Here is a 17,777-nt window from a genome sequence, read left to right as displayed (position 1 = left end):
CTCAATAACTCCATGTAGATCACTCCGCTGTCCCCCGCGATGCCGCGTGAGACGTGGTGAAAACATGGGTCAGTTCTCGATGGAAAAATCCGCTCCTGCCGGGTCAGATCTCAGTGGAAATCAACAGATAGGAGGCATGCGAGCCGCTGTCGCGCCGTACTGGAAGCTCGCGCGGCAACACGCTGTGGTATCACACTGGCCGAGCCCGCCTTTGGCGGCAGGGGACGAAATATCGTCCGTTCAGTCGATTCTAGTTGTCGAAGGTACGCAGTAGGCACGGTTCCAATAAAGCAGCGGAAGCTTCTCGCTGATCACAATGTCCTGGACAGCCGCCACGAACAGACAATGTGAGCCTAATTCGACTGTCGAGACGACGATACATTCAGCGGCCACAGTCACTCCCAACATGAGAGGCTCGCGCCCCTCTCCACGGCATGTCCAGCCGACGCAAGAGAAGTCGTATGCTTTGCCCTTCTGGGGCCGCCCCGCGAAGGTGTCAGCAACGTGCGCCTGATCTGCTGCTAGCATGGCGACAGAGAAAGCCCTCGCCTCCGTCAATGCTTCGTGCATCCGGCTCTGCCGATTTATACAGATCGATACTAAGGGTGGGTCCGCCGACACCGATTGAAAAGAGCTGATCGTCAGCGCGACCCTCTGCCCATTGACGCTGGCTGTGACCACACAGACAGGAGATGCTGCCTGACGCATTGCGGCAATAAAGGTATCGCTTGATACCGCCTTCGAAGGCTGAGAATGAAGCATTTGCTATACTCTAGGCTGCGTTTCTGATGTACGTGAACGCTAAATGAGCGCCTCTTGCCCGAGGCGCTCCCTTTTCGATAAGATATTTCAGAGTGAAGGCTTCATGAGCATCCTAAATAAGCCCCACCTGTCGGCAATTGTGGAATAGAATTCTTTTAGGCCAGTCAGATTCCGTAATCTGACGCATCTAATTTATTCCTTCCGTGCGCAACGCAGTCCATCGAGTTTGATCTCCCTATACTCTGGTAGAGAGGTAATCGAAGGCTGTCAGCGTGAAGAGAAGGCCAAGAGATTTCAGTTCGTCGACTTCCACGTTCTCGTCGGGAGCGCCCATGTTCACGGGTGTTAATCCGCAGACGACGGTTGGTACGCCAGCTGCGCGGTAATGGCGGGCGTCTGAAGCACCGACACGCATGTTTACCACAGGCTCGAGGCCCAGAATCTCGCGGCAGTTGCGCGCCAGCAACGCTATTGCCGGATGATGGGGATCGGTCCAGCTCGGTTCATAACGGCGGGTGACCTCCACCTCGACAGCGTGGAGCGCGGCGATGCGACGGATTTCCGCCTCTACCTGCGCGACGCTGGTGCCGACGGGAAGGCGCACATCGGCGGTAGCCTCCGCGTAGTCAGCCACGAGATTGGACAGCCGACCTCCCCGCACCGTGCCGAAAGTGATCGTAACCATACGCAGCACGTCGCTCTCGCCGGCGCCCGAGAGGCTCTCTGACAGCGGTCCGGCGCGCTCAATGGCGTCGAGTACTTTCTGCGGCGCATCGACGGAAAGGCCACGAATGGCACGCAGCCCAGAGATAGCGTCCACGATTTTCTCAATCGCGCTATCGCCGCGATGAACGTGGGCGGCGTGCGCTGATCGGCCTCTGGCCGACAGGTTCAGCCAGATCATGCCCTTTTCGCCGAAGCGCAGCACACGCGGCGAGCCGGCATCGGCGCAGATCATCACGTCGCCGCGGGCATGGGGAACGGTGTCGAGCAATAGCTTCGAACCGAGCACCCCCATCGTTTCCTCGTCGCCAGCAAGGGTCACTACCAGTTCGCCGGCAAGTTGCTCGCGAAGCTCGGCGAGCCGGCGCAGCGCAAAGAGGATGACCGCGAGACCGCACTTCATGTCGGACGAGCCAAGGCCGTACAGCCGGCCTTCGCGAACCTCGCCAGCTGGATCAGCGGTCCACGCGGCGGGGTTGCCGAGCGGGAATGTGTCCATGTGCCCGTTGAGGATGAGGCGTGGTCCGGAGCGCTCGCCTTGCAGGCGCAGGACGAGATTCATCACATGCTCGGCGCCCGGATGGCGCTCGACGGTGATATGAGGGATATCCGCGACGAGGGCGGCGATCTCTTCCGCCATAGCCCGTGTGTCGCCCGGGGGCGTCCCACTAGGGCAGGCGATGAGGCGCTTCGATGCCTCCATTAGCCAGTCTGCATCCGCTGCGGCTGCCGCCGTTACCGCTTCGCGCGTCACTCTCTTCATCACGTCACTGCCTCCCGGAGCGCGGCGGTAGCCGCCTCTTCCATGCCTTTAGCGTCGCTCAACGCGCCGCGGTAGACGTCGCGCGCGCGCTTGCGGCTGATCCCGTTCTCGGCGATGTCGGCCGCGACGCGCGTAGGGTCGTGTGCGCTCGCCGGGCCATGGCCGCCGCCTCCATTTGTCAGACCCATCACACGCTGGCCGCGGCGGACGAGGACATGTTCGGAGGTAGAAAGCTCGGTCATCTTGCCGTCATGGGATTCGAAATAATGCAGGGCGGGGGCCCCATCGCCGCCGCCGCGGTGGCTGAGCGAAGGATCCACCGTGCCGCCCGAGCTGAAGGCAAGTTCGAAGTCGCAGTGGATCGGGCGGGACGCGGTTTTCGTGCCCGGAGCACCGCGATGCTCGCCCGCGGCCTCGCTGTCGTTGAAGATCTCGCGGGCCTTGAATCATGGCGTGCAGCATCCCGTCTATCTCGACACTGTCATAGGACTGCATATCGGCATTGGTCGCGTGTAACAGGATCTTTGTCTCGCCCTGCAGTTCCGCAATGCCCGCTGGCATCGCCTTCGCGGCGAGCTCGATGGCGCCAAGAATGCCTCCGATCGGATCGGGATAGGTGTTGGGCGGCTTTAACATGGTCGCCGCCTTCCTCAGCTCGTCGACCATAAAGTCGGTGAAGGTCTCTCTTACGTCGATTCGACATGCGCATCTGTCGGCTTCTCACTGTGGTGGCTGCTTTATGAAAGTGACTTGCATTAACGCAAGTTCATTATTCGGTGCGCACATTGGAGAGATCCCGTTGCGTAGTGCACAACTGAATCGTCTTCTGCTAGATAGATTCTAAAACCTCTTAAGAGTCGCTGATGTTCAATTCCGAAGCGAAAAATCTGGATGAGAGCCTTCTCGCGGTCGGGCCGCGCGTGCGCTATCTGCGGCGCGTGCACCGGCTGCGATTGAAAGATTTGGCAAGCGCTGCCGGCTGCTCGGAGAGCCTGCTCTCGCGCGTAGAAAACTCGCTCGTCGTGCCTTCGCTCGGCACGCTTCACAGGCTCTCCAGGGCGCTTAACGTCAGTGTCGCGGCGCTGATCGACTCGAATGAAGAGCCGGTCTGCACGATCTATTCGCCGCAGGACCGGCCGCGCTACACCCGCGCCGCGGAGGAGGGCGACGGCAGCACCGCAGAGATCCTCGTTCCCTTCTCCGAGCAGCGCTCGCTTGAGGGGCTGCTGCTGGAGATACCCACCAGCGGGCAGATCTGCGGCCCCTTCCAGCACGCGGGCGAAGAGGTCGGGTACATCCTGTCGGGGACGCTCGAACTGATTGTCGAGGGCGAGCATCACCGCGTTTCGGCCGGCTACAGCTTCTTCTTCCAATCCGACCGCGTCCACAGCTATCGCGCTCTCGGTGACGAGAACTGCCGAGTCATCTGGATCAACACCCCGACCACCTTCTGACACGCCCGCTCACCCGTGACTGACAGCGCGCAGAAAGCGCTTTGTGCGCTCCTGACGGGGATTATCGATCACCTCCGCGGGCGTGCCCTCCTCGACCACAACGCCGCCATCCATGAAGACGACTCGGTCTGCGACCTCTCGGGCGAAGCGGATCTCGTGGGTAACGACGATCATTGTCATGCCGGCGTCCGCGAGCTTGCGCATAACGCTCAGCACCTCGCCGACGAGTTCCGGGTCGAGCGCAGAGGTCGGCTCATCGAACAGCATCACGCGCGGGGAGATGGCAAGCGCGCGGGCGATCGCCACGCGCTGCTGCTGGCCGCCGGAAAGGCGGTGCGGCAGGTGGTTGACGTGGTTCTGCAGGCCGACAGCGGCGAGCAGGCGCTGCGCGGTGTCGCGAGCCTGCGCGGGCGGCACACCGAATACGCGTACCGGCGCCTCCATGACGTTCTCCAACGCCGTCAGGTGGTTGAACAGGTTGAAGTGCTGGAACACCATCGACAGGCGCGCCCGGGCGCGCGCGCGGGCGAGGCGCCCGGTTGGACGCGGCTGGCCGCCGGGAGCGGCCTCGTAGCCGACATAGGCGCCGCCAACCGTGATCGTGCCCCAGTCCACAGGCTCCAGATGGTTGATCGTTCGCAGGAAGGTGCTCTTGCCCGAACCGCTCGGCCCCAGCAGCACCACCACCTCGCCGCGCTTCACCGTCATGTCGACGCCGCAAAGAACTTTATTGTTCCCGTACTCCTTCTGCACGTTGTGACAGACGACGAGAGGCTCGCCACGAAGCACGGGGTCCGCTTCCGCGTTGACGAGGGTGCGGAACAGATCGTCGGTGGAGGCGGCCGCGAGGGCAGCGGCTTCGTCCGGCGCATCTTCGGAAGCGGGGACCGGGGCGGCTACCGGTGGTGTCTCAGCCTTTTCACCACCACCCAGACGGAATCCGAGCAGTCGGTTCATCGCGTTCTCGTCGCGGGTGTCCTTTTCCAGGTCGAAGCGCCGCTCGGCCCACGCCTGCGCCAGGGAAATGACGCTGACAAGAATGAGATAGATCACCGAGGTCGCCGCGAAGACCGTGAAGAACTTGTTGTTCTGTCCCACGATCTGCTGCGAGCGGAAGGTCAGTTCGTTGACGAACACGATCGAGGCGATCGAGGTCAACTTGAGCATGCTGATGGTGTCGTTGCCGACACCCGGCAGGATCGCACGCATCGCCTGCGGCAGAATGATCCGACGCAGGGTGAGAAATGGCCCCATGCCGAGCGAGCTCGCCGCCACCGACTGGTTCTTGTTCACCGAAAGGATGCCGCCGCGGATGATCTCGGCGCTGAACGCCGCCTGATTGAGCGCGAAGCCGATCACAGCGGTGGTGAAGCTGTCGAAGCGCAGGCCGATAAAGGGCAACGCGTTGAAGATGAATACCAGTTGCAGAAGTTGCGGCGTGCCGCGCGTAAAGAAGATGTAGAGCCAGGCGACACCATTGATCACCCGGTTCGCCGCCAGTCGCATCAGCGCCAGCACGAGACCCACCATCAGACCGATCACCATGGAAATAGCCGTGATCTTCACTGCGACCCACGCGCCCTCCCACAGGAAGGCCGACATGCAGTAGTTGAGAAACTCCCAGAACCACCCGAACGCCATGTCAGCATAGGGATCGTGGACGGTAAGCCCGCTGGCCATATCCTGGATTGTCAGGCCCTGCGTTTGCGCAACGGCCGCACCCGTTGCGAAAAAGCCGGAAAGGAGGGTCGGGAGAAAGAGCGCCGACGCCCAATAGAGGGAAAATCGCGTCATGGTGCTTTTGTCTCTTGCAGTTCTAGGGCGTGCGATTCGCATTAGAGGCGTGCGCAAGGGGATGCCGGGAACATCCCCGACATCCGGCCTTCAGCGCCGATCACTTGGTGCGGATTTCGGCCGGCGAGATCAGGCCCTCGTCCTGACTGTACTTGGCGAAGATTGCCTTCTGTCCGCCGGCGGCCTGCACAGCGCTCAACCCCTCGAAGATGGCCTTGACTAGTTCGTCATTGCCCTTCTTGATCCCGACACCGTTCTGGAAGCCTGAGATGATACCGAACGCCCGCGAAAGCTTTGTTGGATTGGCCTGCGCCATGTAGTCGGCATAGCCAAGATCCCACAGCAGAACGTCGGTGCGGCTGCTCTCGAGGAGACGCAGACCCGCCGCAAGATCCTGGAACGGCATTGTCGTCACAGCCGCCTTACCCTCTGCCGCGCAGGTCTCCTTCTGCTTGGCGACGGCGACCTCCTCGATCGAGCCAATTCCGTAGGCGACCGTTTTGCCGCAGAAATCAGCGAGACCTTCGACCTTCCCCGGATTGCCGCTCGGCACGAGCGCGCCGGTACCGGCGCCCATATAGATCACGTAGTCAATCGTCTTGGCGCGGTCCGGCTTGTAGTAGAGATTGTCCCACATGACGTCGATCTGACCGGAATTGACCGCGGGCAACAGGCCTGACCATCCGGCAAGCACGAATTCATGGTCGATCCCGATGCATTTGAACACGGCATCAGCGAGATCGACGTCGATCCCGATGAGCTTATTCATATCTACGCCGTCACGCATAACGTAAGGCGGGGTTTGCGGATCAGCTCCAACCTTTATCTTCTTTCCTGCCAGCGAAGGATACTTGGTGGCAATCTGATCCGGCTCACAGGCCGGGACCTGAGCATTCGCGCTTCCGGCGGTCAGGGCGCTCGCGACGAGCGCGGCGGCGAGGGTGAGGCTTAGGCGAACGCTCATCTTGGGCTCCTTAATGCGGACACGGCGCTGATGGCCGAGCCGGACCTGAAAAACACTTACCTTTCACGCAATATGACTTGCAGATCACGAAAGACAGCAATCTTCGTGCCATGTTTGAGCGTGGAATTTGGGATCTAAACTATCCGCCAGGGCAGCCGTCTCCCCAATCAGTCGCTTGCTTTGCAGGCGACTGATTGGGATGCATCATTCAGCCTTACAGCACACCCAACGTGGCCACGCGTTCACCGCGCGACACCGTTCCAAGAGTAGTGGCTCGCACGAACAAGCCGTCCACCGGAGCGGTTACCTCCTCAACCGTCTCGCCATAGACGTCGAGGATCCGGCACAGCAGGTCGCCCTTCGTCACACGCGCGCCGAGCGGCACCAACGTCACGAGGATGCCGCCGTGGGTCGCACGGATGCCGGCGAAGTCACTCATGACATGGGTCACTTCCGGCTCGAGCCGTGCGCCCTCGATCATGCCGAGCCCCTTGAGCAGATTCAGCACGCATTGGGTCCCGGTCTCGACGAAATCCATGTCAAGCCGCCCGCCCTCGCCAATCTCGAAGGTGAAGCATGGCACGCCCGCGCGGGTCGCCTCGACGCACAGAATACCGTCGCTGATATACATGCCGCGCTCGCTACGCACGATCCAACCGGTACCCAGAAGATGCGCCATCTCCTCAGCACGCTTGGCATGTTCGCCCATGGCATGGTGGGGCAGGATAGCGATGGGAACGTATTTTCCGCCCCGCGTGGGGGTATGGACGTCGAGCGCGACATCGCATTTCGTGATCATGCGGAAGAGCGTGGCTGCCATCACCTGCGCGATATTCCCTTGCGCGTCGCCCGGGAAGCAGGTCCAGGCGTCGGCCGGCACCTGATCAAGCGGGGACTTCAGGAACTGCGCGAGCGGCAGGCGGTGGTCGGCCTGCAGAGCGAGCGGCTGCTGCACCGGCACGCACACGATGCTGCCAGATAGCCCCGCCGGATCAACTTGCTCAAGGGCTGCTGTCACGAGGGCGATGCCGTTGACCTCGTCGCCGTGAATGCCCGCGCCGATATAGATACGCGGGCCGGGCTTCGTGCCGTTGATCAGGATCAGTGGCAGCTCGACGACCGTTCCGTCCGCGAGTTCGAGCGCGGGCACTCTCGCCTTAAGGCGCTGGCCGGGCGCGACGGTAAAGCCTTCGATAATCAGGTCGTCCATGACATCCTCGATAGTCACTCGGCCGCGGAGACGGCGGGGGCATTGGAAGAGCGCGCGCCGGCGAGTTCCGGCGTCGGATAGCTAGCCAGCAGACGGTCCACCGCGCCGGTCGCCTGCGACCAGTCGAAGGTGCGAAAAGCCATGCCGGTGGTGACGGTGCGCGGGCCGGAATAGAAAATCTCGTATTGTGCATGGCGCGATGCGAATTCCGATCCAACCGCGTCCCAGGCCAGCTTGAACAACTTCACCCGCTCGGCCGAGGAAAGGCTCGGCGAAAATTGCGTGCGCGCGATCAGCGGGGCGATCTCTGGATGCTCGAAATCCTCCACGCAGGAGGGCAGCATCAGCACACCTCCGCCGGACAGCTCGCGCAGGAAGTGGATTATCTTCGGGTAAAGCAGTTGGGACTGAATCTGTGCGGCGTAAATCAGCCCTGAATCGGGCACGAAATACGCACCGCGATGACGACCCTTCGCCTCCATCCCGTAAACGAACGCTTCGATCATGCCGACATGGCCGGCGAGTTCGCCCAACGTTTCGCGCACCTGCGGAAAATGCGATGTACCGATCGTCTCGGTGATTTTGCGGGCGAGACCCACCAGAAATCGCAGCTTCACCAGCAGGCGTATCTCGGCCTGGTAGTTCTGGTAGGCATGCGCGGGCGTGTCATGCCACTGCGCGAGCTGGCAGGCAGGGTCTCGGTCGACGAAGACGCGCTCCCAAGGGATCTTAACATCGTCGAAGACGAGAAGCGCGTCGTTCTCGTCGAACCGGCTAGATAGGGGATAGTCGAACACCGAACCTGCCGAACCCTCATAGGATCGGCGCGAGAGCAACGTCAAGCCAGGCAGGTTGATTGGGACTGCCGCGGTGAAAGCGTAGCGACTCTCGTCCTGCTTAAGGGGGCGCAGCGTGGTGACAAGCACCTCGTTGGAAAGCACCGCGCCGGTTCCTAGCATCTTCGAACCGCGTACCGTGATGCCCTCCGCGTCCTCGTCGACAATGGCGACGGCGAGGTCCGCATTGCCCGCGGCGCCGGTGGCCTTGGAGCGGTCGCCCTGCGGGTCGATGATGACGTAGGAGACGTAGAGGTCGTTGTCGCGGGCGTAGCGGTAATAGTCCGAGACGACGCCGGGCCGGCCGCCGGGATGGGCCTCATAGACGTCGAGGCCCATCTGCATGGCGCTGAGGGTGGAGGCAACGTGATCGGGCGAGCGGCCCATGAAGCCATTATGCAGCTCCGCCCAGCGCACCAGCGCCTCGCGCCGCGCGACGAGTTCCTCATAGCTCGTCGGCAGCTGCCAGGCGCGACTTACCCGATGCCCAGTCTCCGTCTCGAAGGTCATCGCCTCACGCTGGTCGGGCCGGGACTGGAAATCATACAGGCCAGCGACGGACTGCGCGGCGTTGCGGAACGCGGGGTGGCTGGCGACCTTTTCGACGCAGGCCCCGTCGATATAGATGCGCCGACCATCGTCGAGGCTGCGCAAATGGCTTTCGGCTGTTTTATGCACCATCATGGTCACTCCCTGCTGGCATCAATAAAGCTAAGTAACTTAGCTTTGTCAATTAGGTCACGATGCTGTAAATTTCAGCATCGGCGGGGGCTTTCCTGACCTTGTGAGACCGCGCCAATCAAGGCGCTTGCCGCAAAACCGAGCAGATTGTGAGTAAGAAATGGACAAACCCACGGGCCAGCACCGGCCGCTGACGACATCGCGCCCCGCGTTGTTGCAAGACAACGGCGACAACGAGTTCCGGCAGATGGTGAGCGAACTTGTTGACTTCTCCGGCCGCCTGCAGGAAATCCGCGCCGCTGTCGCGCGCGCCATGCACCTGACGCCGCCGCAATACAACATTATCATGAGCCTCGCGCAGGCCGACGACCAAATGACGGTCAGCGATCTCGCCGAGCGCCTACGAGTTAGCGTGCCCTTTATCGTTACAGAAACGCGGCGACTGGAGGAGGTCGGCATGCTGGAAAAGCGCGCCGACCTCGCGGATCGCCGCCGGGTCAATCTGTATCTCACCGAAAAAGCATGGGAAGCCCTGCGCGATGTCGCCTCTGTACAGGTATGCGTAAACGACGTGCTATTCGAGACACTGGGCGTGCGCGAGATGCGATTATTAACGCGTCTTATTCGCGGCCTTCTCGACTCTTGTGATATTGCACTAGAGCGGGCACAGTCTCGGCCTTCAGAAGTGGCTCGGGAAATCTGAACAGCGCCGATAGGTGGGTTTTCGCCTGAACGCGGCCTATGCTGGCCGAGAGCAGGAGAGACCATGGCGAGACGAGCGAGGCGGAACCACACGCCTGCCTTCAAGGCGAAGGTGGCGCTTGCGGCGGTGAAGGGCGAGAAGACGCTGACCGAGCTGGCGCAGCAGTTTGACGTCCACCCGAACCAGATCAAGCAGTGGAAGGATCATCTTCTGGAAGGAGCCGCCGGGGTGTTCGGGGGCGAGGCCAAGACGGACGCCGCTCCGGCCGTCGACCTGAAGGACCTTCACGCCAAGATCGGGCAGCTTGCGCTGGAGAACGATTTTTTGTTGATTTCCACTGAGATCTGACCCGGCAGGAGCGGATTTTTCCATCGAGAACTGACCCATGTTTTCACCACGTCTCACGCGGCATCGCGGGGGACAGCGGAGTGATCTACATGGAGTTATTGAGCGTCATCCGACGCTGGCATTATCGGGATCGTAGCTCGATCCGGGAGATATCCCGCCGCACCGGCCTCTCACGGAACACCGTGCGTAAGTACCTGCGAGCGGACAGCGTCGAACCCCGGTTTCACGTTCCAGACCGGCCGAGCAAGCTCGATCCCTATGCCGACAAGCTCGCGGCGATGCTGCGGGTGGAGAGCGGCAAGTCGCGCAAGCACAAACGCACGGTGAAGGGGTCGGAACAAGAGCAGTGCGAAATCGTACGCTAAGGTCGAACAAAATGAGAACTCATGCGGCTCGCCGTAGTCCAGCCGAGAGCCTCAGCGACCGGAAACCCTCCAGTAGATGCTGCTCGCTATCCCAGGTGTAGATGCCTGTCAGATTGATATGCTCCCAGCTCAGCGGGGAGATGTGCTTGAGCAGATGATCCGGAATCTCGCGACGCACGCTGCGCAAGTGGGAGACGGCTCGTTCGATATAGACCGTATTCCAGTGTACGATCGCGCTGACGACGAGGTTGAGGCCGGACGCGCGGAAGGCTTGGCTTTCGAACGATCGGTCCCGGATCTCTCCGCGCTCGTGGAAGAAGACGGCGCGCTTCAGCTTATGCGCTGCCTCGCCCTTGTTGAGGCCGGCCTGGCAGCGCCGGCGCAGCGCTGGACTCAAATACCATTCGATCATGAACAGCGATCGCTCGATCCGGCCAAGTTCCCGCAGCGCCTTTGCGAGCTGGCTTCCCTTCGAGGATACTGACAGCTTCTTCAGGATCGTGGACGGCACCACGGCGCGCGTCGTGATCGACGCTGCCAGATGGAGCAGATCGTCCCAATGGTCGAGAATCAGAGTGGCGTCGATAGGTGCCCCGATGTGGTTCGACAGCGCCGAGTATGCATCGCCTTTCTCGAATGTGTGGAATTTCCGGTCCTTGAGGTTGCGCAGCCGAGGCGCAAAGCGTTTGCCGATTAGGGCGAACAGTCCGAAGACATGGTCGCTTGCACCGCCCGTATCGGTGAAGTGTTCCTGGATATCGAGGATCGTGTCCTGATCGAACAGCCCATCGAGCACATAGGCGGCCTCGCTTTCGGTTGGGCTGATGGGAAGGATGCTGAAGTAGCCATACTGATCTGACAGATGGCTGTAGAATTTGGAACCCGGCTCGCTGCCGTAATGCAAATTGATGTCGCCGCGCTTTGCGGCTCGGTCGCTCGCGCGGAAGAATTGGCCATCGGACGATGAGGTTGTTCCGTTGCCCCAAAGTCGAGAATGCGGATGCCGGGTGTGTGCATCGGTGATACATGCTTGCGCTGCGCGATATGTCTCCGACCGGGCGTGGAATGTGCGCATCCAGCCGATCTGATGGGCGCTGATTCCTTTGGATGCGTTGGCCATTCGCTTCGGGCCGAGATTGGTTGCATCCGCCAGCACGCCGGCCAGCATGGCCGACACGTCCCTCGGAGCGTCACCCGTACGGACATGCGTGAAGTGATCGGCGAAGCCAGTCCAATCATGCACTTCCTTTAACAGGTCGGGCACGTCGACCATCGGATACATGTCGCTGATCTCGGCATTGAGTTCTTCGGCAGCGGCAGGGACCTCGCCGGCGGTTGGCGTGACGATCAAGGTCCCGGCTTCAAGACGAACACCCTCGAGCCTTCCCGACCGTGCCCTGTGCGCCAGGTGCTTCAGGTTGAAGTCGAGCATCTGACGCGCTTCGGTGAGCCAAGCCACGCCATCACCCTGAACGCCCAGTCCAAGGCGACCCTCATCCTTCATGGTGGTGAATGTTGACCGCGGCATGAGATGTTCATCGATCGGACGGAAGGATCGGCTGCCATCGACCCAAATGTCTGCAGATCGCAGCCGGTCTCGCAAGGCCGCGAGCGTCGCAATCTCGTAGAGACGGCGATCAGGCCTTCCTCGTTCGAAGATGAGCCGACGATCAGCTTGGCTGAGGTGGGTGACCGGGACGCGATCCGGGAGTGTCCGACGGCTCTCGGCATGCAGGCGTTTCAGCAGCGAAATTGCTGCGAGAAGCGGATCGTGTCGCCGCGCGGATTGGAACGAGAAGGCCTGTAGGAACGCACCGGCATATTTGTTGACGGTCCCATATTGCTCGGCCGCCAGGGCCAAAGGCGACGCCTCGTTGTCCTCGACCATCGACTCAAGTTCAGGCTTCATACGCAGCAACCGGTGCCATCCGACTTCCTGATCGAGAACCTCCAATGCGTTCCGGCCATAGTCGTTCGCAGACTGCAGAGCGGTAATGGTGTCGAGGAACATACGCAGCGCCTTGGCGGTGTCCAGCCTGCAGTCCATGTGTCGCTGTTTCTTGCGGTTATTGGCTTGCGAGAACTGTCGACCCATCAGTTTAATGAACATCGCGACAGCATCGTCGGTTAGCTTCTGGCCGAGCTTGATGACCTGCGCCACGATCAGAGCGTGACGGCGACTGGCATTGAAATCGTTGGCCAGCCATGCCGGCGTAGCGTTCCCCTCTCGGATCATCTGGTTCCACCGTCCGGACGATATGCGCATCTGCAGTTTCGGATCGATTTCCAGCGCCCGCAGCAAGGCAATTCGTTCGGTCAGGCCAACCAGGTTCGACGCACCCGGCGCTTCTGGCGCCGAGCGCAGCCAATGAAAGCGCGTCTGACCGATCGACAGATCAACCTCCAACAGCCTGTCCAATGATTGGAGTGTATCGAGCGGTACGTCTTCGATCAGCGTTCTTTCCGCCCGACGGCGGGCTATAGCACGGCCGGCAAGGCCGATGCGTTCGATTGTATCGATCGCTGGCAGAAGAGATCCACGTTCACGCAATGCGGTAACAATGGAACCGGCTATCTCAGCACCGTCGTCGGACATTGCCGCCGCCTGAATTGCAGCCAATAGCGCGGCTCGACGATCTTGTGCCGTCGCGCTTCTCGTATCCAGATACGCCATGAGGCGCGCCGTGTGATCACGACGGGTTTCTTCACGGCGTGCATAGAGCGCAAATGCTTCTGGATCAGCGCCGATTTGGTCAGCAACATATCGAAGCATGGCGCGGGGCGGAACCTCTTCCGCCCCCAGCACCCGGCCAGGGTATCGCATCAGACATAGCTGAACGGCGAAACCAAGCCGATTATGCTCACGCCTCCGCAATTCAATCTCCAGACGATCTGCCGAAGACAACGAATAGTGCCGGATCAGGCTATCCTCGTCGGCTGGTATATTGAAAAGCGTCTGTCGATCATGAACTTTGAGAAGCGTCCGTTTTGCCATTGCCCTACTCCCGAGGACTATCTGACGGGAGCGTTGTCGAGTCGGACGTACGAAGGAACCAAAACCGGTGCCAGACGGTGCCAATCCACAGAGATTGGAGCCCCCGAGATCCGACATGGTTCATGTTCCGTTCGCCCTTAGCGTACGATTTCGCACTGCTCTTGTTCTGACCCCGTTCTGGCTGCGGCGTCGAAGCTCAACGATCGATACGCGCGCGAGATCAACATTTTCCTGACCAGCCAGGCGACGGCTGTTCGAATGGCTTTCTCCTGGGGAGGAGCGGAGATACGGGGTCTCGGGCTTCGGCGTCTTGCCGTAATGGGTGGAGGGTCGTTTGAACATCAGCGGTCGCTTTCGGAGAGGTTGACGGAAGAGCCGCCGCCATGGCTGTCGCCGGATTTGACGGCATGGGCGGCGACCTGAATGCCGTGGGAAGCCTGCTGGCCGCGCTTCATGCGCTTGGCCCATGCGGGCGGGCCGTCAGCATTCGAGGCGGGCGAAGAACCGGACTGAGCATCGGCGGCTCCATCCGGCGCGGCCTCGCCGCTGACGGACCGCTCCCCGGCCTGAAAACTGTCCTTCATGGACGCGGCGGCACGCTTGAACGGACTGGCGATGGCGGAACCGACCTTGGATGCGCCGGTGCTGGCGACGCCCGATGCGCCGCCGGCCCGATAGGCGGCGGTGAACCCGGAGCCGAGTGGCTTCTGCTGATCGATCATGATGCTTCTCCGGGACATTCGACTTGTCGCCCCGACATGATGATCGATGGAAATCGCATGATCCATGCGATATGATGCGTCATTCATTCTCGATCGTTCGGAATTTCCATCTTGGACCCTTTGTCTGAAATCCTCTCGCTGTTGAAGCCAAGAAGCGCGATCAGCGCCGGCCTCGATGCGGGTGCCGACTGGGCGATCCGTTTCCCACCGCATGAGGGCATCAAGTTCAACGCGGTCATGCGCGGAGCCTGCTGGGTCGCGGTCGAAGGCGAAGCCTAGCCACAAAGGATCGACGCCGGAGATTGCTTCCTGCTGACCCGTGGACGCCCTTTCGTCTTTGCGACTGACCTCGCGCTGCCGGCGATCGAGTCTCCGACCATCTATGACGCAGCGGTAGACGGCATTGCGACCTGCAACGGCGGCGGTGATTTCTTTCTGATAGGCGGTCGATTTTCGTTCGCGGGCGACCACGCCGATATGCTGCTTGGCGCGTTGCCGGCTATCGTCCATGTGCGTGCCTCGAACCAGGCTGCGGTGCTGCGGTTCGCGCTTGAGCAGCTTGCGGCGGAATTGAAAGACCGACCACCGGGCGGCACGCTCATGGCCGAACATCTTGAGCAGATCATGCTGCTCCAGGTTCTGCGGCTCTGGCTCGCCTCGGAAAAGGACCGGCCCTCCGGCTGGCTGGGCGCGCTTTCCGATCCGCGGATGGCGAAAGCCATCGGCGCCCTTCATGCCGATCCCGCCCGACGCTGGCGGCTTGCCGAGCTTGCGGACATCGATGGCGCGAACCGCAAGCGCTGGAGCCATACGGATGAGCGCTTCGCAAACCCTTGTGTAGGTTTTCTGTTCCGTTGCTACTCAAACCCCTGTACCCACTGAGCATACACAGCCACCATAAATTTCGACCAAGCGCGCTTTACCCTATACTCCGGCGGCGTCAGGCCGTCGGAGTCATTCTTGTTGCAGCTACTGTCGACTTATGTAGATGTCTCCAGGACGTCTATGACGATGTCGACGAATTCTTCCGCACGAGTATCGTACCAACCCATATCAGTTATCCCATAGCTCGGAATGTGGGGGATCGACGCAAATGCAAGGCTAAGGAAGGGATCCGTAAGCGTCGATCCGAGTATCGTGCACGCCTTCTCGAAACCCGCCAACTCGCCAGCCATCCCGTCCAGAGACTTAACACCCAGAATTCCTCCAATTTGAAAAGGGGTTGCGTGAAGCAAATCAGATCCGCGCACGGCTAACATGCCTCCGCCGAGTTTTTCCATTTCTTCGACTGCCGTTTTCATTTCTAAATCCGAGGCTCCAACGATCATAAGCGAGAAATGCTGCCAGAAGAACGTCGTGGCCAGCGCCCCGCTTTTTAGGCCAAATCCGCTGACGAATCCGCAGAACAGCGCACCGCTCGCGTTGTGACGGTCGATGATCGCTATTTTGAGGATGTCGTTTTCCGGCTGCGCGAGGATTTCTCCCTCTCGAACCTCTAGATCGGCCTCTAGAGCATCGGAAATGAGTGTGCCGTCTATAATACCCATGACGCGCACGCGAACGCGGCCATTCTCGATAGGGGCAGGAATGCGGAAATCAGCCGCAATTATCTCACGACCGATGTTCATTCGGGACTTGAGAAACTCGGGTACTTCAACCTTATCCGGAATATGTCCAAGATATCGGCCAGTTTCAGCAACCATCCGACCCGCAGAAAACACGGTCAAATCGCGAAGATCCTCAATCGATTGGCAAATAATAAAATCGGCAATCTTTCCTGGCGAAATAGACCCTAGATCATCGGCTAACCCGAAATACTCGGCAACATTGATAGTTGCCATCTGCACCGCAGTGATCGGATCGACGCCAGCTGCCATCACCATACGAAGCTTATGATCGATGTGCCCGTCTCTTAGAAATTCCTTGCTCTGCATATCATCGGTGCAGACCATGAAGAAGCGAGATGTCTCAGGTCGCTCGACTACAATTCTTACAAGTTTTCGGAGATCACTGGATACTGAACACTCCCGCATTAGAATGCGATAACCAAGACGCAGCTTCTCCATAGCCTCGTCCGCATCAACACATTCATGGTCAGACGAGGATCCGGCGGCAATGTATGCCTGCAGATTAACGCCTGTTAGATTCGGAGCATGGCCTTCAAATCTCTTGCGATCGGAGAGAACGCGGTCCAAGACGCGATGGACGCCTTCATGGCGCGCTAGAACAACGTTCGGCGGAGGCTCATTCACGGCAACGGTTTCGGACCAATCGGCCATTTCCAAGTATTCATCGACCGTCGGAATATGGGCGAAGCTACCAAATTTCTCTGTTCCTAGCGAATGCAGCGGAATCATAAACAAGATTCGTAGGCCTGCTTCTTTCGCGGTATCGATTGCCCATCGTACCGCTTGGACACCGCCAATGCCGTGCATCTCGCACATGTCGGTGGCCAGCCCTGTCGTTCCACGTTCTATCAGTGCTGCCGCAAGCGCACCGATAGGCAATGAAGTATCGCCGACGTGAAAATGGGGATCAATAAAGCCAGGGAGCAGGAACTTTCCGCCCGCATCCACTACTTTGGTGTCGCCTCCGATGGCTCCTGGAGGCAAATCTCCCACTCCGACGATCCTATCGTCGTAGATTGCCACGCCACCGTCCAAGATTTCCTTCGTGAAAACATTCACGATCTTAGCATTTTTTATAACGAGCGTTGAGCATATCCTACCTAGTGCTGCATCAACACGATCAATGCGTGCCTGCCAGCCTTGTGTATGCAATTTCATTTTCGTGACCCTTTTATTTGCGCATGATATTTGTCTATTATAATACTAAGATAATAATGTTTGACCATTACTATGTATTGACATACCACATCTCTATGTATCGCGAGTAGAATTCGTCCTTGATCGGAAACGCTCTGCCGATCTCATTTCCCAAGTCTGTTCGACATTACCTGTGAGGAGCTCGTTAATTGGCCGCCCCCTAACGACCGTCGATTTTTCGCCCAGCCTGGCCGCGAATAACAAAAATCAGCGTAATTATCGATTTCAGAACTGCTTTATCTTTGCGTCGCATAGGCCTTGCGTGACCACAGGCTGAGCTCCGGCGCGTGCACCGGCAGGGCACAGGTGATCGAAGCCGCCTTCTGGTCGGGCGGCAGAGGCAGGATATTGCCGATCCAAAGTTCGTGGGCAAAGGCGGCGCCCGTCGCCAGCATCTTCATGCCGCTGACGATAACGCCACCCTCATATTGTCCGACCACCCGCAGCGTCGGCACCTCATCGCTGTCGCGGCCGAAGCGTGCCGGATCGCGCGTTCCATGCGGAGGCTGTTGATTTCCGCGAAGAACTGACCCTGGATTTCCACTGAGAATTGACCCGGGCTGATGGTGGTCGGCGGTCAGGTGGCGGTCAAGTTTCGTGGCTTCTCCCTGGTGGGTTTGGGTGGCTTTGCC

The 17,777-nt window shown here is 59.9% G+C and carries 14 protein-coding genes and 3 pseudogenes; 6 read left to right on the top strand and 11 right to left on the bottom strand.

The genetic code is table 11. From position 1 onward, the window contains the following. Positions 1 to 240: 240 nt before the first annotated feature. The 3 genes from VRZ77_RS20585 to VRZ77_RS20575 form a co-directional block, all read right to left on the bottom strand. A complete protein-coding gene (locus VRZ77_RS20585) occupies positions 241 to 708 on the bottom strand; it encodes a flavin reductase family protein (protein ID WP_414594443.1) in 468 nt (155 codons plus the stop codon). Between the two features lie 289 nt (positions 709 to 997). After that, positions 998 to 2,125: a M20/M25/M40 family metallo-hydrolase gene (locus VRZ77_RS20580; protein ID WP_414594441.1), complete on the bottom strand. Its 1,128-nt coding sequence runs from the start codon at positions 2,123 to 2,125 to the stop codon at positions 998 to 1,000. Between the two features lie 122 nt (positions 2,126 to 2,247). Beyond that, positions 2,248 to 2,679 carry a hydantoinase B/oxoprolinase family protein gene (locus VRZ77_RS20575; RefSeq protein ID WP_414594442.1) on the bottom strand — a complete coding sequence of 144 codons (432 nt, stop codon included), beginning with the start codon at positions 2,677 to 2,679 and terminating at the stop codon, positions 2,248 to 2,250. Positions 2,680 to 3,111: 432 nt separating this feature from the next. On the opposite strand from VRZ77_RS20575, the gene VRZ77_RS20570 reads away from it, so the two are divergent. Beyond that, positions 3,112 to 3,702 carry a cupin domain-containing protein gene (locus VRZ77_RS20570; protein WP_414594440.1) on the top strand — a complete coding sequence of 197 codons (591 nt, stop codon included), beginning with the start codon at positions 3,112 to 3,114 and terminating at the stop codon, positions 3,700 to 3,702. A 9-nt stretch (positions 3,703 to 3,711) separates the two neighbouring features. On the opposite strand, the gene VRZ77_RS20565 is transcribed toward VRZ77_RS20570, so the two are convergent. The 4 genes from VRZ77_RS20565 to VRZ77_RS20550 form a co-directional block, all read right to left on the bottom strand. Then, positions 3,712 to 5,496, bottom strand: a complete 1,785-nt coding sequence (locus VRZ77_RS20565) for an amino acid ABC transporter permease/ATP-binding protein (RefSeq protein WP_414594439.1) — start codon at positions 5,494 to 5,496, stop codon at positions 3,712 to 3,714. A gap of 100 nt (positions 5,497 to 5,596) precedes the next feature. Beyond that, entirely contained in the window at positions 5,597 to 6,460 is an 864-nt protein-coding gene (locus VRZ77_RS20560) for a transporter substrate-binding domain-containing protein (protein WP_414594438.1), read from the bottom strand. A gap of 214 nt (positions 6,461 to 6,674) precedes the next feature. After that, on the bottom strand, positions 6,675 to 7,670 hold the full coding sequence (locus tag VRZ77_RS20555; protein WP_414594437.1) for a succinylglutamate desuccinylase/aspartoacylase family protein: 996 nt from the start codon (positions 7,668 to 7,670) through the stop codon (positions 6,675 to 6,677). A gap of 14 nt (positions 7,671 to 7,684) precedes the next feature. Next, positions 7,685 to 9,190: a 4-hydroxyphenylacetate 3-hydroxylase family protein gene (locus tag VRZ77_RS20550; RefSeq protein WP_414594436.1), complete on the bottom strand. Its 1,506-nt coding sequence runs from the start codon at positions 9,188 to 9,190 to the stop codon at positions 7,685 to 7,687. Between the two features lie 157 nt (positions 9,191 to 9,347). On the opposite strand from VRZ77_RS20550, the gene VRZ77_RS20545 reads away from it, so the two are divergent. The 3 genes and pseudogenes from VRZ77_RS20545 to VRZ77_RS20535 form a co-directional block, all read left to right on the top strand. Beyond that, positions 9,348 to 9,890: a MarR family winged helix-turn-helix transcriptional regulator gene (locus tag VRZ77_RS20545; RefSeq protein WP_414594435.1), complete on the top strand. Its 543-nt coding sequence runs from the start codon at positions 9,348 to 9,350 to the stop codon at positions 9,888 to 9,890. A 63-nt stretch (positions 9,891 to 9,953) separates the two neighbouring features. Continuing rightward, a pseudogene (locus VRZ77_RS20540) lies at positions 9,954 to 10,214 on the top strand (transposase); the annotation flags it as partial. A 113-nt stretch (positions 10,215 to 10,327) separates the two neighbouring features. Next, positions 10,328 to 10,567 (top strand): annotated as a pseudogene (locus tag VRZ77_RS20535) (winged helix-turn-helix transcriptional regulator); the annotation flags it as partial. A gap of 55 nt (positions 10,568 to 10,622) precedes the next feature. Here VRZ77_RS20535 and VRZ77_RS20530 read toward each other — a convergent pair. Together VRZ77_RS20530 and VRZ77_RS20525 are read right to left on the bottom strand one after the other, a co-directional pair. Next, entirely contained in the window at positions 10,623 to 13,598 is a 2,976-nt protein-coding gene (locus VRZ77_RS20530; protein WP_414594434.1) for a Tn3 family transposase, read from the bottom strand. 341 nt (positions 13,599 to 13,939) lie between these two features. Then, positions 13,940 to 14,320 (bottom strand): hypothetical protein, encoded by a 381-nt coding sequence (locus tag VRZ77_RS20525; RefSeq protein WP_414594433.1) that lies wholly within the window; start codon positions 14,318 to 14,320, stop codon positions 13,940 to 13,942. Positions 14,321 to 14,431: 111 nt separating this feature from the next. Between VRZ77_RS20525 and VRZ77_RS20520 the strand changes: the two are divergent. Beyond that, positions 14,432 to 14,917: pseudogene (locus VRZ77_RS20520) on the top strand (cupin domain-containing protein); the annotation flags it as partial. A 3-nt stretch (positions 14,918 to 14,920) separates the two neighbouring features. Then, positions 14,921 to 15,202, top strand: a complete 282-nt coding sequence (locus tag VRZ77_RS20515) for a hypothetical protein (RefSeq protein ID WP_414594444.1) — start codon at positions 14,921 to 14,923, stop codon at positions 15,200 to 15,202. Between the two features lie 98 nt (positions 15,203 to 15,300). Here the strand turns inward: VRZ77_RS20515 and VRZ77_RS20510 are convergent, their stop codons facing one another. Both VRZ77_RS20510 and VRZ77_RS20505 read right to left on the bottom strand, forming a co-directional pair. After that, a complete protein-coding gene (locus VRZ77_RS20510) occupies positions 15,301 to 17,106 on the bottom strand; it encodes an adenine deaminase C-terminal domain-containing protein (RefSeq protein WP_414594432.1) in 1,806 nt (601 codons plus the stop codon). A 275-nt stretch (positions 17,107 to 17,381) separates the two neighbouring features. Continuing rightward, positions 17,382 to 17,777 (bottom strand): 4-hydroxyphenylacetate 3-hydroxylase N-terminal domain-containing protein (locus VRZ77_RS20505; RefSeq protein WP_414594431.1); only part of this gene is annotated, 396 nt, incomplete at its 5' end.

The organism is Ancylobacter sp. G4_0304 (assembly GCF_047501495.1).
Classification (GTDB): Bacteria; Pseudomonadota; Alphaproteobacteria; order Rhizobiales; family Xanthobacteraceae; genus Ancylobacter.
This window is presented reverse-complemented; position numbering and strand designations above follow the sequence as displayed.